Annotated in this window: 20 protein-coding genes; 12 read left to right on the top strand and 8 right to left on the bottom strand. The window is 63.8% G+C overall.

Going from position 1 to position 21,328, the window contains the following annotated elements:
- Positions 1-25 precede the first annotated feature (25 nt).
- From PQR62_RS13800 to PQR62_RS13745, 12 genes are all read left to right on the top strand, one after another.
- The gene (locus PQR62_RS13800) at positions 26-1,072 is read left to right on the top strand and encodes an ABC transporter permease (RefSeq protein WP_408158518.1); all 1,047 of its coding nucleotides are present in this window, start codon (positions 26-28) and stop codon (positions 1,070-1,072) included.
- Positions 1,066-1,890 (top strand): ABC transporter ATP-binding protein, encoded by an 825-nt coding sequence (locus tag PQR62_RS13795; RefSeq protein ID WP_408158517.1) that lies wholly within the window; start codon positions 1,066-1,068, stop codon positions 1,888-1,890. The genes PQR62_RS13800 and PQR62_RS13795 overlap by 7 nt, the downstream gene beginning before the upstream one ends.
- A gap of 64 nt (positions 1,891-1,954) precedes the next feature.
- A complete protein-coding gene (locus PQR62_RS13790) occupies positions 1,955-3,169 on the top strand; it encodes a c-type cytochrome (protein WP_408158516.1) in 1,215 nt (404 codons plus the stop codon).
- A 168-nt stretch (positions 3,170-3,337) separates the two neighbouring features.
- Complete coding sequence (locus PQR62_RS13785; protein ID WP_408158515.1) at positions 3,338-4,324, top strand: aliphatic sulfonate ABC transporter substrate-binding protein; 987 nt, start codon at positions 3,338-3,340, stop codon at positions 4,322-4,324.
- A gap of 3 nt (positions 4,325-4,327) precedes the next feature.
- Positions 4,328-5,188 carry an ABC transporter permease gene (locus PQR62_RS13780; RefSeq protein ID WP_408158514.1) on the top strand — a complete coding sequence of 287 codons (861 nt, stop codon included), beginning with the start codon at positions 4,328-4,330 and terminating at the stop codon, positions 5,186-5,188.
- Positions 5,189-5,217: 29 nt separating this feature from the next.
- Positions 5,218-6,210: an aliphatic sulfonate ABC transporter substrate-binding protein gene (locus PQR62_RS13775; RefSeq protein ID WP_408158513.1), complete on the top strand. Its 993-nt coding sequence runs from the start codon at positions 5,218-5,220 to the stop codon at positions 6,208-6,210.
- A 19-nt stretch (positions 6,211-6,229) separates the two neighbouring features.
- The gene (locus PQR62_RS13770; RefSeq protein ID WP_408158512.1) at positions 6,230-6,382 is read left to right on the top strand and encodes a hypothetical protein; all 153 of its coding nucleotides are present in this window, start codon (positions 6,230-6,232) and stop codon (positions 6,380-6,382) included.
- Positions 6,383-6,619: 237 nt separating this feature from the next.
- A complete protein-coding gene (locus tag PQR62_RS13765) occupies positions 6,620-7,120 on the top strand; it encodes a rhodanese-like domain-containing protein (RefSeq protein ID WP_408158511.1) in 501 nt (166 codons plus the stop codon).
- A gap of 102 nt (positions 7,121-7,222) precedes the next feature.
- A complete protein-coding gene (epsC, locus tag PQR62_RS13760) occupies positions 7,223-8,146 on the top strand; it encodes a serine O-acetyltransferase EpsC (RefSeq protein ID WP_408158510.1) in 924 nt (307 codons plus the stop codon).
- A 92-nt stretch (positions 8,147-8,238) separates the two neighbouring features.
- Positions 8,239-8,511, top strand: coding sequence for a helix-turn-helix domain-containing protein (locus tag PQR62_RS13755; RefSeq protein ID WP_408158557.1), 273 nt, complete (start codon positions 8,239-8,241; stop codon positions 8,509-8,511).
- Positions 8,512-8,596: 85 nt separating this feature from the next.
- Entirely contained in the window at positions 8,597-9,529 is a 933-nt protein-coding gene (locus PQR62_RS13750; RefSeq protein WP_408158509.1) for a family 2A encapsulin nanocompartment shell protein, read from the top strand.
- 95 nt (positions 9,530-9,624) lie between these two features.
- Positions 9,625-11,520 carry a family 2A encapsulin nanocompartment cargo protein cysteine desulfurase gene (locus PQR62_RS13745; protein WP_459251858.1) on the top strand — a complete coding sequence of 632 codons (1,896 nt, stop codon included), beginning with the start codon at positions 9,625-9,627 and terminating at the stop codon, positions 11,518-11,520.
- A 175-nt stretch (positions 11,521-11,695) separates the two neighbouring features.
- Here the strand turns inward: PQR62_RS13745 and sodC are convergent, their stop codons facing one another.
- From sodC to PQR62_RS13705, 8 genes are all read right to left on the bottom strand, one after another.
- Positions 11,696-12,217, bottom strand: a complete 522-nt coding sequence (sodC, locus tag PQR62_RS13740) for a superoxide dismutase [Cu-Zn] SodC (RefSeq protein WP_408158507.1) — start codon at positions 12,215-12,217, stop codon at positions 11,696-11,698.
- 224 nt (positions 12,218-12,441) lie between these two features.
- Positions 12,442-13,158, bottom strand: a complete 717-nt coding sequence (locus tag PQR62_RS13735) for an SDR family oxidoreductase (RefSeq protein WP_408158506.1) — start codon at positions 13,156-13,158, stop codon at positions 12,442-12,444.
- A gap of 33 nt (positions 13,159-13,191) precedes the next feature.
- A complete protein-coding gene (locus PQR62_RS13730) occupies positions 13,192-14,007 on the bottom strand; it encodes an ABC transporter permease (protein WP_408158505.1) in 816 nt (271 codons plus the stop codon).
- The gene (locus PQR62_RS13725) at positions 13,997-14,875 is read right to left on the bottom strand and encodes an ABC transporter permease (RefSeq protein ID WP_408158504.1); all 879 of its coding nucleotides are present in this window, start codon (positions 14,873-14,875) and stop codon (positions 13,997-13,999) included. Before PQR62_RS13725 ends, PQR62_RS13730 begins: the two co-directional genes overlap by 11 nt.
- Positions 14,872-16,017: an ABC transporter ATP-binding protein gene (locus tag PQR62_RS13720; RefSeq protein WP_408158503.1), complete on the bottom strand. Its 1,146-nt coding sequence runs from the start codon at positions 16,015-16,017 to the stop codon at positions 14,872-14,874. The genes PQR62_RS13725 and PQR62_RS13720 overlap by 4 nt, the downstream gene beginning before the upstream one ends.
- Positions 16,014-17,132, bottom strand: a complete 1,119-nt coding sequence (locus PQR62_RS13715; RefSeq protein WP_408158502.1) for an ABC transporter substrate-binding protein — start codon at positions 17,130-17,132, stop codon at positions 16,014-16,016. Before PQR62_RS13715 ends, PQR62_RS13720 begins: the two co-directional genes overlap by 4 nt.
- Positions 17,133-17,185: 53 nt before the next feature.
- Positions 17,186-19,192 carry a hydantoinase B/oxoprolinase family protein gene (locus tag PQR62_RS13710; RefSeq protein ID WP_408158501.1) on the bottom strand — a complete coding sequence of 669 codons (2,007 nt, stop codon included), beginning with the start codon at positions 19,190-19,192 and terminating at the stop codon, positions 17,186-17,188.
- On the bottom strand, positions 19,189-21,327 hold the full coding sequence (locus PQR62_RS13705) for a hydantoinase/oxoprolinase family protein (RefSeq protein WP_408158500.1): 2,139 nt from the start codon (positions 21,325-21,327) through the stop codon (positions 19,189-19,191). Before PQR62_RS13705 ends, PQR62_RS13710 begins: the two co-directional genes overlap by 4 nt.
- Position 21,328 lies beyond the last annotated feature (1 nt).

Raw genomic sequence — 21,328 nt, 5'->3', positions numbered from 1 at the left:
GACCATTTCACGCAAGGAGTCTGACATGACGAGCAGCAGCAATCGGATTGCCGGCGAAGCGCTCTCGCTGGAGGCGCTGGAAGCAGCACCGCAGGCGCGTCCTCACATCCCAGCCGGCCCGGCGATCTGGCGCACCGGCCTGGTGGCGGCAGTCGCCTGGCTGGGGCTGTCCTTGCTCACGCTGTCATGGCCCAACAAGCCGGTGGGTTTCAGCGACTGGGCGTTCACCGACGAGTTCGGCTATGCGCTGGCGGCAAGCGGTGTGGTGCTGGCTCTGCTGTCGGGCACCGGCTACTTCGCGCGCGCCGTCAATGTGCTGCGCCCGGCCGGCCTGTGGCTGGTGGCGCTGCCGCTGCTGCTGGCGGTCTGGGAAATATTGACCGCCAAACTGGGCGCACTGCCGCCGCCCTTTTTCGCTCCGCCGCAAAGTCTGATTGAGGTCTATGCGGAAGACTGGCCGCGGCTGGGACTGAGCACGGCCCATTCGCTGCGTCTGCTGCTGCATGGCTTCGCCACCGGCAGCATCATCGGCTTTCTGGTCGGCGTGCTGGTGGGATGGTCGCGCATTGCCGGTTACTGGATCCATCCGATATTGCGTTTCCTCGGGCCAGTGCCTGCCTCGGCGCTGCTGCCGCTGGCTTTCTTCTTCGCACCGTCCAGCTACGCGGCGGCGGTATTCCTGATCGCGCTGGCGACCGGCTTCCCGGTTGCCGTGCTGACCTGGTCCGGCGTGGCCTCGGTCAATAAAAGCTATTACGACGTGGCGCGCACCCTGGGCGCATCGGAGTCGTTTCTGATCCTCCGGGTCGCCATACCGGCGGCCTTGCCACAGGTTTTCGTCGGGCTCTTCATGGGGCTGGGCGCCTCGTTCTCGGTACTGGTCACGGCCGAGATGATGGGCGTGAAAGCCGGGCTCGGCTGGTATCTGCAATGGTCGCAGGGCTGGGCCGCCTACAGCAACATGTATGCCGCGCTGATCGTCATGGCGGTGTTGTGCTCGGGTCTGATCACCCTGCTCTTCAAGATACGCGACCACGCTTTGTCGTGGCAAAAAGGAACAGTGAAATGGTGACCACGAGCGAAACAGCCGTGCTGGAAGCTGCGCCTTCTGAAACTGCCGACACTGCTGTAAGCAGCGGCGCCCAAATCGATATCCGCAACGTCAGTCACTGGTTCGATATTCCGGCCGGGCCCTTGCAGGTGCTGGAGGATGTCTCGCTGTCGGTGGCGCCCGGCGAATTCGTCGCCCTGCTCGGCCCCAGCGGCTGCGGCAAGTCGACCTTGCTGCGACTGGTGGCGGGGCTGGAGCCGGCCACCAGCGGCAGCATCCTGCAAAACGGCCGGCCTATCGTGCGCCCCGATCCCTCGCGCATCGTGGTGTTTCAGGATCCGACCCTGTACCCCTGGCGCAAGGTGTGGGACAACGTGGCGCTCGGCCTGCAGGCGCGCGGTCTGCTGAAACAGCAGCATCAGCGCGTCGATCACGCCCTGAAGATCGTCGGACTGGAGGACTTTGCGCAAGCCTTCCCGCATCAGTTGTCGGGCGGCATGGCGCAACGTGTGGCACTGGCGCGGGCGCTGGTCAACGATCCGCAATTGCTGGTGCTGGACGAGCCGCTGGGCAAACTCGACTCGCTCACCCGATTGTCGATGCAGAGCGAGCTGGTGGCGCTGTGGCAGCGTCAGAAATTCTCGGCTCTGCTGGTCACGCATGATGTTGAGGAGGCGCTGTTTCTGTCGCAACGCGTGATCGTGCTGAGCAACCGCCCGGCAAAGATAGCGGCCGAGATCAAGGTCGGTCTGCCTTATCCGCGCCGGCGCGGAGATCCGCATCTGGCCGAGCTGCGGCATGAGGCGCTGCGCCACCTCGGACTGGATCAGAGCTGGTGATGTGTTGCTGAGTCAGACGCTTGCCGGTTCAATTCTCGGTTCAATTTCCGCGTCCATTCCTGCTTTGGCCATCGACATCGACTGGAACGGCGTCACCAATCTCTTGCTGCAGACCGTGCAAACGCTGCAGCAGGCGCTGCTGCATCTGATGCATGGGCTGGGCATCACGCATGACATCGACGGCCAGCCGGCCTGGCCTTTCGCCGCAAGGCTGAGCGGCGAAGTGCTGGTCATCGACCGCAGCGTCACGCGCGCTCTGGCCGGCGCGCTTGCTTACAGCCTGCTGGCATTGCTGTCACTGGCGGCGGCGCTGATATGGAGACGTTTTCGCATTCCCTTGCTGCTGCTCGCCATCGCGATCGGCGCACTCACGCCCTGGCCCGACATCGGCTTGCTGAGCCAGCCGGCCAGCGCCAGCAGTTTTCATGTCTCGCCGACCGCGTTCTCGGCGCAGGCCATCAACCGCGGTGAACGCGTCTATTCGCAATTCTGCCTGAGCTGCCATGGCGCGGACGGCAAGGGCAACACCCGCATCGGGCTGGCACTGGCCATCGCGCCCCCCAATCTCTCCAGCGGTCTGCTGTGGCGACGGCCGGACGGCGATGTGCTGTGGAGCATCCGGCATGGCAAGGGCGAAATGCCGGCGTTTGCGGAGCAGATCAGCGTGGCCGACAGCTGGGCGCTGATCGACTATATGAAGGCCAATGCCGCCGGCGTCAACATCAGGGAGACCGGACTATGGCAACGCCCGGTCGCGATCCCGGACATGGAACTCAATTGCGCGCCGTCAAATGCGGCGCGCATCGCAGACTGGCATGGGCAACGCGTGCGTCTGATTGTTGCGCCTGCCGATGGCGCGGCGCTGCCGCTGGAAGATCCGCGTTTCCAGAGTCTGCTGCTGAATGCCGGTGCACGGCCGGCCGCTGCAGCCGCGACCGACACCGGGCGCATAGGCGCCATCCAATGCAACAACGCCGCCGCGGAAAGTCTGCATGCGCTGTCCATCATCACGGCGATAGCCGATCAGCGGCTGGCCGGCGCGCAACTGATTGCCGACCGCGACGGCTGGGTGCGGGCGCTGAAGCGTCCCGCAAATACTGCAAATACCGCTGATGCCGCCGATGCCTGGTCGGACGAAGACATGCTGTGCCGGCCACCGTCGGCGAGCGATTCAAAGCCGGCTGCCGGGAAGGACTCTGCAGCGCAAGGTCTGGAGAAACTGATCGCCACCATGGATGCAGAACCGATTCGCTTCATCAAGGGTGGCTTTTACCATTGAGCAACTGAGCCGGAGCGCGCCATTGTGTCGCCGGCCGCGCCGTCATGACATTCAGAAAGCGCATAACCAAAGGTGGAAAAAATCGTTTTTTCCGTGCGCATTCATCCTTAGAGTAGCCGTTCCCCCATGCAGCTTGCCGCACTGCTGCTCACAACAAGAATGGACTCCATGGAACGCAGACACTTCCTCCGCCTCGGTGCGGCCTCAGTCGGGCTTGGCGCCCTTTCCGCTCTTCCCTTGTCGCTGCAAGCGGCGCAAGGCCCGAGGACCATCCGCCTGGATTACGCCTATTATTCGCCGCCGAGTCTGGTGCTGCGCAAGTTCGGCTGGCTGGAAGAGGATCTGAAATCGGAAGGCACCGAAGTGAAATGGGTCCTGAGCCAGGGCAGCAATCGCGCGCTGGAATATCTCAACAGCGATAGCGTGGACTTCGGCAGCACCGCCGGACTGGCCGCCTTGCTGGCGCGCGCCAACGGCAATCCCGTCAAGGCCGTGTACGTCTACTCGCGCCCCGAATGGACTGCGCTGGCGGTGGCCAAGGACTCGCCAATCAAATCGGTGCGTGAACTGAAAGGCAAGAAAGTCGCCGCCACCAAGGGCACCGATCCTTACCTGTTCCTGCTGCGCGCGCTGCATGCCAACGGTCTGAGCAAGAGCGACGTCGAGATCGTCCATCTGCAGCATCCCGACGGTCGCACCGCGCTGGAACAACATCGCGTGGATGCCTGGGCCGGACTCGATCCGCATCTGGCGGCCAGCGAACTCGAAGCCGGCTCGCGCCTGATCTATCGCAATGTCGATTTCAATACCTACGGTTTCCTCAATGTCAGCGACAGTTTTGCGGTGCGCTATCCTGAGCATGTCAAGCGCGTGATCACGGCCTATGAGCGGGCTCGCAAGTGGATCATCGCCAACCGCGAAGAAACCGTAGCGCTGCTGTCGGCCGAATCGAAACTGTCGCCGCAGGTGGCCCGGCTGCAATTGACGCGTAACGATTTTTCGCATCCTCAGATCGGCAAGGAGCATATCGATGCGCTGCGCGCAGCAGCGCCTATCCTGACCGAGGAAGATCTGGTCAAGAGCGGCACCGATCTGCCCAAGACCATCGCGGCGCTGATCGATCCTGCGTATGCGCAGGCGGTGATCAAGGCTTAGCTTATGCAGGAATCCCCTTCCGCCAGCCTGCCATCGGCCGCCGCGCCGGTCCATCAGGCGGACCGAAAAAAAGCATGGCAGCGCGGGCGCAGCACTTATCGTCCCGGCAGATTCACCGGCTGGATCGTGCCGCTGCTGTTCGTGGCTTTCATGGAAACCGGCGCCCGCCTCGGCTATATTCCGGCGCGCCTGTTTCCGCCGCCCAGCGAATTGCTGCAGACCATTTCACAGCTGGCGCTGCGCGGCGAGCTGCTGATGCATGTCGCCGCCAGCGTCACGCGGGTGCTGACCGGCTTCATCGCCGGCAGCCTGCTGGCGGTGGCTACCGGTCTGCTGGTCGGGCTCAGCCGGCGCGCCGAGGCCTTGCTGGAGCCTACATTTCAGGCGCTGCGGGCGATTCCCAGTCTGGCCTGGATTCCGCTCTTGCTGCTGTGGCTGGGCATAGACGAAACGCCCAAGATCGTGCTGATCGCCATCGGCGCTTTCTTCCCGGTGTATCTCAATCTGGTGGCCGGCATACGCGACATCGACTACAGCTTCATCGAGGTCGGCATCATTTCCGGACTGGACACGCGCGGGCTGATCCGTCACATCCTGCTGCCGGCCTCGCTACCGTATCTGTTCGCCGGATTGCGCAACGGCGTCAGCCTGGCCTGGATGTTTCTGGTGGCGGCCGAGCTGATCGCTGCCACCAAGGGCGTCGGCTATCTGCTGTCGGACGGCCGCGAGACCGGCCGCCCGGATCTGGTGCTGGCCGCCATCATCGTCCTGGCCATACTGGGCAAGCTGAGCGACGGCATCCTCCGTCGCTGCGAACAAGCCAGCCTGCGCTGGCGCGACGCCCGCTTGCAAAAACAGGCATGACGCCCCTCCTCTTTATCTGATTGACGACCATGAAAAAAATAGCAGCGACCGGCGCCACGCGCCGCACATTCCTCAAGAGCAGCGCGGGCTTGCTGGCGGCTGTATCCACCTTGGTCGCCGGTATACGGCCGGCGCTCGCAGCGCAGGAAGGCAAGAATCTGCGCATCGGCTATCAGAAGTCATCGACCTTGCTGACCGTGATCAAGGCCAATGGCACGCTGGAAAAACTGCTGGCGCCCACCGGCGCCAGGATCAGCTGGCATGAATTTTCCAGCGGCCTGCCGCTGCTGGAAGCGCTCAACGTCGGCGGCGTCGATCTCAGCGCGGATGTGGCCGATACCGTGCCGGTATTCGCCCAGGCCGCCGGCGCCAGGCTGACCTATCTGGCGCAGGAGTCGCCCTCGCCGGCGGCGCAGGCGATCATCGTGCACACCGATTCGCCGATCCGCAGCGTGACTGATCTGAAGGGCCGCAAAGTTGCGGTCACCAAGGCGGCCGGCGTGCATTATCTGTTGATCGCGACATTGGAGAAAGCCGGCCTGAAGTTCTCCGACATCGATGTGGCCTACCTCTCGCCGGCCGACGGCCGCGCCGCCTTCGAGCGCAAGAGCGTCGATGCCTGGGTCACCTGGGATCCGTTTCTGGCCGGCGTGCAACGCCAGTCCGAGGTGAGGATCCTGTCCGACGGCAAGGGCGTCGCCGATTATCAGCGCTACTACCTGAGCTCGACCAGCTTTGCCGATGCCAATCCGGCGCTGCTCAAAATCGTGTTCGACGAACTGCAAAAGACCGGCGTATGGGTCAAGCGCAATCCCAAAGAAGCTGCGGCCTTCCTCGCACCCTTGTGGGGACTGGACGCCGGCACGATTGAATTCGCCAACAGCCGCCGCAGCTACGAAGTACGCGCAGTGAAGCGCGAGGCGCTGGGCGAACAGCAAAGGATTGCCGACAGTTTCTTCGCCGCCGGCCTGTTGCCGAAGAAGGTCAACACGGCCGACGTCGCGATCTGGAAGCCGGCATGAAGCCGCGGCGATTTCAATAATGGACTGGCTGGACAAGATCACCTTCCTCCTGATGATCGCCGTGGTGATCGTGGCGCTGCTGCGGCCGCTGTCGGCGCGGCAGGATGACAGGGAGCCGGGCGCCGGCGGCAAAGACGCTGCCACGCCATCCGCTTCGGAGCGCGATAATTGAGTGCTTTTTTGCCATGTCTCTCATGACCGGGTCACCCACGGCCCGGCCATTCAGCAGGCATTTTCCCGGCTTCGCAATCAATCGATATCTGATTTTCTTCTTTCAAACTACTGTTTTATTCGTTTGCTTTCAACTGACCTCCCCTTAAAGTCATTCCACCACCCGCTGACGTCTATACCCATCCAAATGACCGGAAATGTCGTCAATCGCGGACATGTCGACCAGAGAAGGACAGTTATGTCATCTGTATTGCAAGCGCAAGTGCCGGACCAGAATACGCAGCCCTCCGTGGAATTGCCGGAGGAGCTGCAAAATATAAAGACCGCAGCCGCCGCCAGCGGCTTGCCTTATGCCGGCGGCATTGCGCCGCCTGATGCCTGGAAACTGTTTTCCTCGGGCCGCGTGCTGCTGGTCGATGTACGCACCAATGAAGAACGCAAGTTCGTCGGCCACGTGCCGAACAGCCTGCATGTGGCGTGGGCCACCGGCACCGCCATGACCCGCAATCCGCGCTTCGTGCGCGAGCTGGAAAGCAAGATCGGCGGCAAGCAGGTGCCGGCGCTGCTGCTGTGCCGCAGCGGCAAGCGTTCGGCAGCCGCCGCCGAGGCCGCCGCCAAGGCCGGCCTCACCTGTATTTTCAATGTGCTGGAAGGCTTCGAGGGCGAGATCGATGCGCAACAGCAACGCGGCAAGGATGACGGCTGGCGCTTTCACGGCCTGCCCTGGGTACAGGACTAAAGTCCTGCCATGACGGTCGCGGCCTGACGCTTTGCAGGTCATGCCGCTATCGCTTGCCCCTGATTCCGGCGCCGACCATCAAAAACATCATGAAGGAATTGCGTGGCTACATTTGATATCAACGGCATCGTGCTGGCGCTGCAGGAGGCGCGACTCGGCTGGCGCCAGAGCCAGCGCCGCGCCAGCGAACCCGGCGGCCGGGAGTTTCCCTCGCGCGATGCGCTGTCCGGCATCGTCGAAAGCATCAAGGGTGTGCTGTTCCCGATGCGGCTGGGGCCACCCGATCTGCGTCAGGAGAGCGAGGATTTTCACGTGGCGCATGCACTGGATGCAGCGCTGCACGCCCTGCTCAAGCAAGTGCACCTGGAGCTGAAGTACAACGCCACGCTGAATGGCCTGACCGACAGCGACATCGAGGGCGATGCCCTGCGCGCCACACGGGCGCTGGCGGCCTCGCTGCCTGATATCCGGACGCTGCTGGACTCGGACGTACTGGCCGCATTCCAGGGCGACCCAGCGGCACGCAGTGTGGATGAAGTGCTGCTGTGCTATCCCGGCGTGCTGGCGATGATTCACTATCGGCTGGCGCATCGTCTGTATCAGCTCGGTCTGCCGCTACTGGCGCGCATCATCTCCGAGCTGGCGCATGGCGCCACCGGCATCGATATTCACCCCGGCGCGCAGATCGGCGCCAGCTTCTTCATCGACCACGGCACCGGCGTCGTCATCGGCGAAACCGCCGTCATCGGCAACCGGGTGCGCGTGTACCAGGCGGTCACGCTGGGCGCCAAGCGCTTCGCCACCGACAGCGACGGCAAGCTGCAGAAAGGTCTGGCGCGTCATCCGGTGGTCGAGGACGACGTCGTCATCTATGCCGGCGCCACCATTCTCGGCCGCATCACGCTGGGCAAAGGCGCCGTCATCGGCGGCAATGTCTGGCTGACCCACGATGTCGAAGCCGGCGGCCGCATCGCGCAGGCGCAGTCGCGTGAAGGTGCGCAGGCCAACGGCATCGCAGCATCGTGAAACCAGCAGCAGGAGCCTAGGCAATGAGCATGCAGATCGACCCGCCCGAAGCACGCAAGCGCGGCGCCGCCAGAACCGACAGCGGCGACCTCATCGCCAGCGCGCTGGTGCAGAGTTTCGGCATCGGCGTGCGGCAACTGCGCGAGGCGCAAGGCTGGTCGCAGGAGCGGCTGGCCGAGAACTCCAACCTGAATCGTTCCTACATCGGCGAGATCGAACGCGGCTGCGCGATCGCCTCGCTGGTGACGGTCGAAAAACTGGCGGCGGCGCTGCAACTGACGCCGTCGGCCCTGGTCACGCGCGGCGAAACCATCAGCCAGATGAACCTGGTGCGCGGCATCCAATTGATGGCTATAGCATGTTGAGACTATCCGACCCAGGCATGACACTGCTGAGCTTGTCAGTTGATCAGCTTTTCCCCTTTCCACTCAACCAATAAATGGAGTTCAGATGTCGGCAACTGTTGGCGGTACTACCGCACTCGGCGATAACGCAGCAAGGCAATTAGCAAACGCAACCAAGACCGCCCCGCAGCTTGAGACCATCTCGCCGCGCTGGCTCACGCATCTCTTGCAATGGGTGCCGGTGGAGGCAGGCATCTATCGCCTCAACAAGGTCAAGAACCCTGAATCGATCAAGGTCACCTGCACCGCGCGCGAAGAAGAAAACCAGCTGCCGCGCACCTTCGTCGATTACGAAGAGCAACCGCGCGAATACTTCCTGAATGCGGTCTCGACCATTCTGGACGTGCACACCCGCGTCTCCGATCTGTACAGCAGCCCCCATGATCAGATCAAGGAACAGCTGCGTCTGACCATCGAAACCATCAAGGAAAATCAGGAAAGCGAACTGATCAACAATCCGGACTACGGCCTGCTGGCGCAGGTGAGCGACGAGCAGCGCATCTTCCCGCTGACCGGTGCGCCGACGCCTGACGATCTGGATGAATTGCTGACCAAGGTCTGGAAAGAACCGGCCTTCTTCCTCACGCATCCGCTGGCGATTGCCGCCTTCGGCCGCGAAGCCACACGTCGCGGCACACCGCCGCCGACCATCAGCCTGTTCGGTTCGCAGTTCATCACCTGGCGCGGCATCCCGCTGATCCCTTCGGACAAGGTGCCGGTTGCCGACGGCAAGAGCAAGATCCTGCTGCTGCGCGTGGGCGACAAGCGCCAGGGCATCGTCGGCCTGTTCCAGCCGGGCCTGCCGGGTGAACAGAGTCCGGGCCTGTCGGTGCGCTTCATGGGCATCAACAATCACGCGATCTCTTCCTACCTGATCTCGCTGTATTGCTCGCTGGCGGTGCTCACCACCGACGCGCTGGCGGTGCTCGACGACGTCGAGATCGGCAAGTACCACGACTATCCTGATACCTACAAATAAGCCGCCACGTGAGCATCCTCTCCTCCCCCACTCCAGCGGCGGGCAGCGTGCCTGAGGCCAGCGGCGCACCCTTCGATCCGGCGCTGCTGGCAAGGCTGGCGACCGAACTGTTCGCCGCGCCGCCCTTCGCTCTGCAGGGCGTGCACGGCGTACAGGCGCCTGCCAATATCGCGCCGCCAGGTTCGCCGCTGGCCAGTCCGGCGGGTTTCGGTCCGGCCGTGCCCGGCACGCCGATCCCTCAGGGCCAGATACCCGGCACCAATCTGATCCCGGCTTCGCCGACGCAAGTGCTGTCGCTCGGCAATCGCGCTCCGGCGCTGCTGCCGCAAGCGCAGGCACCGAATGGTGTGCCGGACAAGCTGCTGAGCGCAGGCCCGGCCTACGATCCACGCACCGGCGGCGTCTTGCAGGGCGTGCCTGAAGCCGCCGGCGCGCAACCGGCACCGTCCGGATCGGCGCCGTATTATTTTCTTCACGAAAACTACGGTCAGCCGGCGTCCGGAACAGCGCCTAGTGCTCCGTCTGCGCCATCTGCGGCGCTGCCCGGCGCCCCCTCAATCCCTGCCAGTCCGGGATTGACGACGCCACCGCAAACCGGCATCCCCGGCGGCGCATCCCCTTCCGCTCCGGCGGCGCATGCGCTGCCGGCATCGAGCTCGCCGCAGTATTATTTTGTCGATGCGGTGCGCCTGCCCAGCGGCTACGTCACGCCGCCCAAGGAAGACCCGCACGCTGCCGTTCCGCTGGCCGGCAGCGATCGTCATCCGCCTTTCGATGTGCATGCGGTGAGGCGCGATTTCCCTATCCTGAAAGAGCGCGTCAATGGCCGCCAGCTGGTGTGGTTCGACAATGCCGCCACCACGCACAAGCCTCAGCAGGTGATCGACCGCATCAGCGAGTTCTACGAACGTGAGAACTCCAACATCCACCGTGCTGCGCATGAACTGGCGGCACGTGCCACCGACGCCTACGAAGGCGCACGAGAACGCGTCAAGCGCTTCATCAATGCGCCCGACGTGAACGAGGTGATCTTCGTACGCGGCACCACCGAGGCGATCAATCTGGTCGCCAAGAGCTGGGGCAGCCAGCATGTCGGCGAAGGCGACGAAATCATCGTCTCGCATCTGGAGCACCACGCCAACATCGTGCCCTGGCAGCAACTCGCGGCGGCCAAAGGCGCCAGGCTGCGCGTGATTCCTGTGGATGACTCGGGCCAGGTGCTGCTGGAGGAATACAGCAAGCTGCTTAACGACCGCACCAGGATCGTTGCAGTCACGCAGGTATCGAATGCGCTGGGCACGGTCACGCCGGTCAAGGAGATCGTCGCACTGGCCAGGCGTGCCGGCGCCCGTACCCTGGTTGATGGCGCGCAGTCGGTGTCGCACATGCGCACCGATGTGCAGGATCTGGGCGCGGATTTCTTCGTATTCTCCGGCCACAAGGTCTTCGGTCCGACCGGCATCGGCGTGGTCTGGGGCAAGCGTGAAGTGCTGGAAGACATGCCGCCGTGGCAAGGCGGCGGCAACATGATTGCCGATGTCACCTTCGAGAAGACGGTGTTTCAGCCGATTCCCAACAAGTTCGAAGCCGGCACCGGCAACATCGCCGATGCCGTCGGACTGGGCGCCGCCATCGACTACGTCAACCGGGTCGGGATTGAAAACATTGCCCGCTACGAGCATGACTTGCTGGTCTACGGCATGCAGCAACTGGGCGCCATCAAGGGCCTGCGCCTGATCGGCACCGCTGCCGACAAGGCCAGCGTGATGTCCTTCGTTCTGGCCGGCTACAGCACCGAAGAAGTCGGCAAGGCGCTCAATGAAGAAGGCATCGCAGTGCGCACCGGGCATCATTGCGCGCAACCGATTCTGCGTCGTTTCGGCGTGGAGACCACGGTGCGGCCTTCACTTGCGTTCTATAACACCTTCGATGAAATCGACCGTCTCGTCACAGTCGTAAGAAGACTCGCCGGCCAACGGCGAGCAGGCTGAAGCGTGTTTCCCTCAACGGCCATGAAGCGATTCATGGCCGTTTTTTTATGCGCGGCTCGTTTGAAACCGTTTCGAATCCGACGCCCCATACACTAAGCGTGCACCCGCAAAAAAGCCCACATTGCTGTGGGCTCCTGTCAGCGATACAAAGCTGTCTGCGCTGATGGCGGAGTGTCTACTTCACCACGCCACAAGCCATGCGTGCACCGCCGCCACCGAGTTTATCCGGATGGTCGCTGTGGTTGTCGCCACCGACGTGAATCATCAGCGCGTGGCCCTTGAATTCGTCCGCCTTGAGGCGCGGCGCCAGCACCGGGTAGCTGGCGGTGCCGTCGGCGTTCACATAGATTGCCGGCAGATCGCCCTTGTGGCCGCTGTCATCGTAAGGGCCTTTGTGGGCGCCGGTATTGTCCGGATCCCAATGGCCGCCGGCGGCGCCTGCAGGCACCGGCTTGCCGTCGGCGACAGCAGGTTCGCACGACGGTTTTTCATGCAGGTGGAAGCCATGTGTGCCGGGCGGCAGACCTTTGAGGTCGGGCGTCAGCAAGGTGCCGTACTTGTTTTGCTCGATCTTGATGGTGCCGATTGCCTGCTCGGCGCCCTTGGGGCCCGCCAGCGACAATTGCACGGTTTGTGCCTGCGCGCCGGCAGAGACTGCGGCGGCGGACAGCACGAAGGTCAGTGCGAGATTTTTCATTGTGTCTCCCTTTTGATGACTACGGTAACTCACGGCGGAACATTCCTGGATGCAACAGCGACGCGATGCTTTCGCGCTCTGAACATTGTCGCACCACAGAACCGACAGCCTGCAGCGATACCAGTTCCGTGCGCTACCCGCTGTTACGCTAACGCGCACCATCTCATGCGAACACACCCTTATTTTGACGGCAAGCAAAAACATGGATGCTGAGAGTTTCAGCCTTAGCGCAAGGCATAGCCACCGTCTGGGAACAATGTCGAGCCTGTCATGTAGCCGTTGGTCAGCAGGAACAATGCAGCGTTGGCGATATCGTCCACCTCGCCGACCTCACCCAGCAAGGTCGCGGCACGATAGCTGGCGAATGCGGCTTCACGCATGACCTGATCGCGGCCGCGCCACAAATCACTGTCGGTAGTGCCGGGTGCGATCACGTTGACGCGGATCGGCGCCAGTTCGGTTGCCAGCCCGCGGCCCAGACCTTCTATCGCCGCATTGGCCGCCGCATACGCGGCGGCGCCCTTGATCGGCCGTGCGCTGGCCGCGCCCGACATCAACACAATCGCTGCATGCTCGCTGAGTTTGGACAGTGCCGCATGCACCGCCCAGTACTGGCCCCAGAATTTGTTCTTGAAAGGGCTCTCGGCGACTTCCCGCGCGCTGTCGCGAAAGCCGCCGACCTGATACGAAGCTCCGGGCGTAAAGAGCATGTCGATCTGCTCGATGTCGGCGAAGAAGCGCTGCAGAGACTCCTGATCGGCAGAGTCCACCACTGCGCCGCGCGCATCAGGCGGCAAGCTGCTCAGCGCCCGCTTCAGCTTGTCGGCATTGCGCCCACCGAGTATCACTTTCGCCCCACGCTGCGCCGCCAGCTGGGCGGTACGCAATCCGATTCCCGATGTACCGCCGATGATGACCAGCGTCTTGTTCTCCAGACTCATGTTTTCCTTGGTTACAAATGGCTTGCGGCCCGGCTACATCGCCTTGGTCAGGCCGATGGTGCGTTCGATCAGCACCAGCGCCAGCACCGCCAGCACGATGAAGATCGCCGACACCGCATTGACCACCGGATCGAAAGTCTGGTCGATGTAGGTAAAGATGCGCACCGGCATGGTGACCGTGCCGGGCGCAGTCAGAAACAGGCTGACCGACACCTCGCCGAACGAAGTCACCGCCGCGAATACGGCGCCGGCCACGATGCCCGGCTTGATCAGCGGCAGCGTCACATGGCGGAAGGTGTAGGCCGGCGTCGCGCCCAGATTCATCGAGGCCGATTCCAGCCGTCTGTCCATGCTGGCCAGACTCACGCTGACGGTACGCACGGCATAAGGCAGCGCCACCAGAATGTGGCCGATCGCCAGCCCGATCATCGAGCCGGACAAGCCGGCGCCGGTCAGCACATACAACAAGGCGATACCCAGCACTACCTGCGGAATGATCAGCGGCGACAACACGAAGGCCTGCAGCAGATCGCGTCCGCGAAACTCCAGTCGCGCCAGTGCATAGGCCGCCGTAGTGCCGAGCAAGGTGGTCAGCGGCGTCACCACCAGCAACAGCCAGGCGCTGATCTGCAAGGCCTTGATCCAGGCCGGATTGCTGAAGAAGGCCTCAAACCAGCGCAGCGACAGCGACTTCGGCGGAAACTGCGGATAGGCGTCAGGGCTGAAGGCCGACAGAAATATCACCAGTATCGGCAACAGCAGAAACAGGTAAACCAGACCGCCCGAGGCCGTGCCGAGCAAACGCCAGGCGCGGTTCGAGGCCGGAATGACATCACGATCAGTGGCCATACACACGCCTTTCCCAACGTTTCTGGATATAGCTCATGGCGGCCGCGATAGCGGCGGTCACCACCAGCAAGCTCAATGACAAGGCTGCCGCCAGCGGCAGATTGGCAATCTGCAAGGCCTGCTGATAAATCGCGATCGGCAGCAGAGGTTGCAGACGACCGCCGATCAGCAGCGGCGTGACGTAACTGCCGGCCGCCAGTGCGAACACGATGATCGCGCCGCTCATCATGCCGGGAATGGTCAGCGGCAACACCACGTTGAGGAAGGTGTGACGTGCGCCCGCCCCCAGACTTTGCGACGCGCGCGGCAAGGCCGCAGGAATCTCGCCCAGCGAGGTCGCCAGCGGCAGCACCGCAAACGGCAGCATGACCTGCACATAGGCGACGATGACCGCCTTCATGTTCCACAGCAGCGCCAGCGGCGAATTGATCAGACCGAGTCGCTGCAGCACATCATTGATCAGCCCGTTCTGCGCCAGCAAAACGATCCACGCGAAGGTACGGATCACCACGCTGGTCAGCAAAGGCGAAATCAGGATCACATACAGCACGGTGCGCCAGCTGCGGCTGCGGGTATTGACCAGCAGCCAGGCGGCCGGATAGGCCAGCACCACGCACAGAACCGCGGTCAGTCCCGCCACCCACAGCGTGGTGCCGAGTGCGCGGATATACGTCGCCGACGTGAATACCTCGATGTATTGCGCCAGACTGTAAGTCGGCAGCACCATCAGCATGCCGTCGACATCGTGCAGGCTGAGCACGATCAGCAGAATTCCCGGCACCACCAGAAAGGCCGCCAGAAACAGCATGCCCGGCGCCAGCAGAAACCAGGAGAACAGCGAGCTGCTGGACATTGACTGACGGCTCATGAACGCGTCGCTCCGGCGCTAGCTTCGCCCTCGGCCGGCAGCAAGGCCAGATCGTCTGCATCCCATGCCAGACGCACCGGCGTTCCCGGCTGCGGCACTTCGGCAAAGTGTGATTCCGGCGCTTCCACGATCAGCTCACCGCCGCCGGCCAGCGTGACCGTCAGATGCAGCTCGGCGCCGGTATAACTGACGTCGCGCACGATGCCGCCGGCGCTGTTGGGCGCGTCCGGCAAACCAGCATTGGAAGCGGCACCGGAAGCCGCAGCCGATAAGCGAATGCGTTCCGGGCGCAGCAGGAACAAGCCCTCACGCCGGTCGGCATGCCTGGTCGCCAGTTGCAGCGGCACGCCGGGCGCGCTGAAATGCGCGCTGGCGCGGAACAAGCCGGCAGCGGCAGCGCCACTGGCATCAGCCTGCGCCACGATCAGATTGGCGTGACCGACGAACTCGCCGACGAAGCGGTTGACCGGACGTCGATACAGTTCCAGCGGTGTGCCGACCTGTTGCAGGCGGCCGGCGCCAAGAATGCCGATACGATCCGACAGGCCCAGTGCTTCCTCCTGATCGTGCGTCACCATCACGGTCGTCACGCCGACGTTGCCCAGCAGGCGGCGCAGTTCGGTCTGCATTTCCTTGCGCAGCTTGGCGTCCAGATTCGACAAGGGCTCGTCCAGCAACAGCACTTGCGGGCGGATTGCCAGCGCCCGTGCAATCGCCACGCGTTGCTGCTGCCCGCCCGACAACTGATGCGGCATGCGCTCGGCGAAGGCGGACAGCCGCACCAGCTCCAGCATCTCGCCGACCCGGCTGCGGATCTCGGCGCTCTTCATCTTGCGCACGCGCAGGCCGTAGGCGACGTTGTCGGCCACGTTCAGATGCGGGAACAAGGCATAGCTCTGAAACACCATGCCGATGTCGCGCTGATGCGGCTGCAGATCGGTGATGTCGCGACCGCCGACCAGCACCCGGCCGCCGCTCGGCGCCAGGAAGCCGGCGATGATGTTGAGCAGCGTGGTCTTGCCGCAGCCGCTCGGTCCCAGCAGGGAGAAGAATTCTCCCTGTGCGATGGACAGATCGACGCCGGCCAGCGCCTGCAGTTCACCGAAACGGTGGACGACGCCGCGGATGTCGATTGCACTCATTTGCCGTTGCCCAGCGCCTGCGACCAACGGTTGGTCCAGTCCGTGACCTTGGGCGTCGCGGTTTCGTAATCGATCCAGATCAGCTTCTTGTAGGCTTCTTCACCGACCTGAACCTTGCCCTTGAGCTCATCGTTGTATTGCACGTCGCGATTGGTCATGCCGTACAGCGAGCCGTCGGAGAATGCCTTCTGCACCTTGTCGCTGGAGAGGAAGTCGAGCAGCTTGTAGGCGTTTGCCAGATTCGGCGCACCCTTGGCGATCACCCAGTTCGCCGCCCCCACCACTGGGCCATCGCTGGGATAGGTAAAGCCGACCTTCAGACCGCTCTTTTGCAGCGCGAAGACACGGCCGTCCCAGTAAGGCACGACCCATGCATCGCCGCGTTCCAGCAAGGTCTGGATCGCGCCCGGGCTGTCCGGAAACGCCACGGCGTTGCCCTTCAGTTCGGCCAGCTTGGCGAAAGTGCGATCGACATCGGCATCGTTCTTGAGCTCGCCGCCCAGCGCGTGGGTCAGGCCGGCAAAGAATTGCAGGCCGGCGGCATAGGTCGGCGAAGAAATCGCGACGTGGCCCTTGTATTCAGGACTCCACAGGTCAAGCCAGCTCTTGGGCGGCGTCTTGACCAGGTCGGTGCGGTACGCCAGGCCGAGCTGGCCCAGGCTGAAAGCGGCTGCATAGGTCTTGCCGTCCTTGGTGAATTTTTCCTGCACGGTCGGATACAGCTTGGCCAGATTCGGGATGTTGGCGGCTTCCAGCGGTTGCAGCAATCCTGCAGCGGCGGCGCGTTGCACCGAATCCGGCTGGAAAACCACGATGTCGTAAGCCGGGCTCTTGCCGTTGGAGGCGCGCAACTTGGCCAGCCACTCGGCATCGGCGCCGGGCACGATTTCCACGTTCAGCTTGTTGTCCTTGGCGTACTGCTCAAGGCCGGCGGCGCGGATGTTCTTTTCCCAGTCGCCGCCGTACACGCCGATGACCACTTTGTCGGTGGCTTCCGGTACTGCTGCGGCCTGCGGCGCATCGGTCTTCTTTTCACCGCAAGCGGCCAGCACTGCGGCCACCAGCAAGGTCACGGCCAGGCTTGGAATGATGCGGAGCGTGCGTATTGATTTCATATTTTCTCCAGTCGGTGATGCATTGTGATTCATTGAAATTCATCTGAATTGGTTCAGGACGCGCTCGCCGGCGCGTGCGGAATGGCTTCGGCAAAACAGGTCGCGGCGCGTGCCAGTTGCTGTTCGCTGGCCGCCTGCTGCGGGAAGTTTTGCGGCAGCTCCACCAGCGCGGCGGCAAACACCTGACGGCGGCGACGCGTGCGTGCCGCGGCCGGCATGGCGAACAGCACCGTACTCAACTGATCGAGCAAAGCCGGCGGAAAAACTCTGTCCCAGGCATCGCGTTCCGGGCCGAAGCGACTGAGCGCAACAGGCTGGGCACGCAATTTCTGCGTCACCGCATCATCCACCCGCAAGGCCTGCACACCTTCTGCCGCGACCAGCGCCACACCGTAATCGCGGCGCGCCGCATCGACCGACAACAAACCGCGCAAAGCATCGGTCAGCACAGCCGCCGGATCCCGCTCCAGCGGGTTGCCCCAGCCGCCGCCGCCCGGTGTCTGGATGGCGATTTCATCGCCGGCCACCACCGGCAGCAGATCGATCTTGCCCAGTTCGCGCGGCGCTTCACCGGCGCGATGCAAGACCAGCCGGGCCGGCGCACCAGGCCCGCCGCCATGCGCGCCCCAGGGACGGAAGCGCAGACGCTCCATGCCGCGCGCCAGGACGAAACTGTCGTCCTGCAAGATGCGGAAACGGATTTCCTGACCATTGCCGCCGCGCCATTGACCGGCGCCGGCAGAGTCGCTGCGCAGACCGTAATGCACGATCTCGACGCCGGTTTCGGCTTCGACGGTTTCGACCGGATTATTGGAGAGATTGGAAATGCTGCTGTCGCGGCCATCGGCGCCGTCGCGTCCGCGCCGACCGCCGGTGCCGCCGACCATGGGCTCCACCACCTGCACGTTCTGGCCGTGGCCATGACGCGCCGGTTCGGCCACCACCACCGGAATGATGGTGCCGCCGCTGGCGGCCGGCATGTAGTCCGGCAAGGCCTGGCCCAGCACGCCGTTGAGTGCATCGTTGACGCGCACTGCGGCGGCATGACGCACGCCGACTGCGGCGCCCGGCAAGGGATTGACCAGACTGCCCTGGGGCGCGATCACCGATACCGGCGCCAGCAGCCCGGCATTGATCGGCACCGTTTTATCAAGCGTGGCGATCAGCGCCAGAATGCGCAGCGTCAGCCAGGCATGCGGCAAACCGTGACTGGGAATATTGATGGCGGCCGCCACCTGAGGATCGCTGCCCGTGAAGTCGAGCAGGATGTTGCCGTCGCCGACCGTGACCGCCAGCGCGATGCGCACCGGCAGGCCCGCACCGGCTTCGTCATCGAGGTAATCGGTAAAGCGATAGGTACCGGCCGGCACCTGCGCCAGCACCGCACGGGCGCGCAACGCGGCATATTCGACCAGATCCAGCTGGGCATCCAGAAACGCAGAAGCACCATGCTGCAGCAAGGTCTGCATCACGCGCTCACGGCCGGTCGCCAGCGCGCCCAGCATGGCCTTGAGATCGCCCATGTTGGCGTCCGGCGTTCGGCTGTTGGCGCGGAACAGCAGGGCCACGTCCTGGTTCAGCTGCCCTGCCCGCATGATCTTCACCGGCGGGATCTGCAAGCCCTCCTGATAGATTTCATGATTGGTCGGCGAGATGCTGCTCGGTACCTTGCCGCCGACGTCGGAGGCATGCAGAAAGCCCCAGCCATAGGCCACGATGCGGCCTTCATGAAAGTAAGGCTCGATCACCTGCAAGTCCGGCAAGTGCGTCGCCAGACCGCCCGAGCGGTAAGGATCGTTGGTCAGGATGACGTCGCCCGGCGCCAGCTCGCCGACCGCCGCAATCGCGGTCGAGCAGTCCAGACCGACAAAGCCGGACACGCCCAGCGCGCGCGGATAGGCGAAGAACTTGCCGTCCAGACCGGCCAGCGCGCAGCAGAAATCGGCGGTTTCCTTCACATACAGCGTACGGCCGGTGCGTTGCAGGGTCAGGCACATTTCCTCGGCGATCGAGGTCAGTTTGTTGCCCAGAATTTCCAGGCTGATCGGATCGAGTTTCATGCTTGCACTCCTTGCGGTTCAGTCGGCCGGGTGGCCGCGCTGCTCATCGGGTCGAGATGCAGATTGCCCAGCGCATCGGTACGCGCCTGCCAGCCCGGCAAGACCAGAATCGTGGTGTCTTGCTGTTCGATCACGGCCGGGCCGTTCAGCACGTCGCCCGCGCCCAGACTGTCGCGCGTGAAGATCTGCGCATCGTGCCAGCCGCCGCGCAAGAATACTTTGCGCACGCTGTGCGGCTCGGGCTTGCCGCTGCCGACAAAGCGCGGCGCACTGGCGGCGGTGACCAGATGGCCGACGATGGCGAGGCGGATGGTCGACACATCGACCGGCGCCTGCTCGTCGCGGAAGCCGTACAGGCGTTCATGTTCGAGATGGAAGGCTTCCACCAGAAATTCGGCAGTGAGCGGCGATGGCAGAGGATGCTGAATCGCGACATTGAGCTCATAGGCCTGGCCGGCGTAACGCATGTCCAGCGCCGGCCGTAGCGAAGTTTGGCCGGTGCCGCCCACGCCCTGCTGTTGCAGCCACTCGTGCGCCAGGGTGTCGAGTTCGCTCCAGATGCGACCGACATCGGCGGCGGCGGCATCGTCCAGCGTGACGCGCAGACTGCGCACGAAGTCACGGCGCAGATCGGCCGTGGCGGCACCCAGTGCACAGAAAGTGCCGGGCTTGAGCGGGATCAACACTTGCTTCAGACCGGCCTCTTCCGCCAGCCAGTTGGCGTGCGTCGGTCCGGCGCCGCCGAACGGCACCAGGGCGAACTCGGCCGGATCGAGGCCGCGCTGGGCCAGACTCTTGCGTAATTCGGACGCCATCTGCGCGGTGGCAATCGCCAGCGCGCCGGAGGCTGCACGTATCGGTGCATCGGCGCCGCTGTCGCCCAGTGCCGCGGCCACGCTTTCCAGTGCCGCCTGCGCCCGTTCGGGATACAGGGTCATGGCGCCGCCGACGAAGGCATTCGCATCCAGCACGCCGGTGGCGAGATAGCAATCGGTAATGGTGGCGCTGGTGCCGCCGCGGCCATACGCGGCCGGACCGGGATCGGCGCCGGCGCTTTCCGGGCCGACCTTGAGCACACCGTGTTCATCCACACGAATTTTGGAACCGCCGCCGGCGCCGATGGCGGAGACGCCGACCACCGGCAACACCAGCGGCAGACCGCCGATCTCGGTGCGCGTGACCATTTCGGCCTGGCCGTGCTGCGACACTGCGATGTCGCTGCTGGTGCCGCCCATGTCGAAGGTGACGATGCGCGCCGTGTCGGATTCCACCGCCAGCCGCGCCGCCGCCACCACGCCGGAAGCCGGGCCCGACAATACGGTATCGATGGGTCGCGCCAGCGCCGCCTTGAGCGACAGCGAACCGCCGTTGGATGCCGTCACCAGTATCGGCGCCTTGACGCCCAGCTCGGCCGCGAGTTGCTCCAGGCGCTGAAAGTAGCGCAGCATCAGCGGTTGTATATAGGCATTGAGCGAGGCCACCACGGTGCGCTCGTATTCGCGAATTTCGGGCCAGGTCTGCGCTGCCGACAGAATCGCGACCGGCACATTGCCGTCGACACCACTCTGCACGGCCGCCTGTATCGCGCCGGCCAGCTCGGCCTCGCGCTCCGGTTGCAGATAGCCGTTGATCAGCATCACCACCACCGCATCGACATCGAGCGCGGCGACCTGCTGCGCGACCTGCGTGATTTCCTCAGCCTGCGGCCAGCGCGTGGCGACGCCATCGCGATTGAAGCGCGCGCCGATTTCCAGCACGCGCTCGCGCGGCAGAAACGGCTCTTCGCGGGTCGCATGAAAATCGAAGGAGGAAGGCATGCGCGCGCGGCCGATTTCCAGCACGTCGCGAAAGCCTTCAGTGACCACCAGGCCGACGCGTGCGCCGCGACGTTGAATGATGGCGTTCAGGCCGATGGTGGTACCGTGCAGTAAAACAGCGATGTCGGACGGCGCCAGGCCGCATTGGGCGATCAGCGACGCCAGGCCGTTGCGCACCGCCAGCGCCGGATCGGCGGGTGTGCTCGGCTCTTTGTGATAGGCCAGCTGGCGGTGTTGAGGATGGTACAGAACGAAGTCGGTGAAAGTGCCTCCGACGTCGATACCTATGCGTGCGCCAGTCGAAGAGACGGAATTCAAA

The organism is Herbaspirillum lusitanum (assembly GCF_046025995.1).
Classification (GTDB): Bacteria; Pseudomonadota; Gammaproteobacteria; order Burkholderiales; family Burkholderiaceae_D; genus Herbaspirillum; species Herbaspirillum lusitanum_A.
This window is presented reverse-complemented; position numbering and strand designations above follow the sequence as displayed.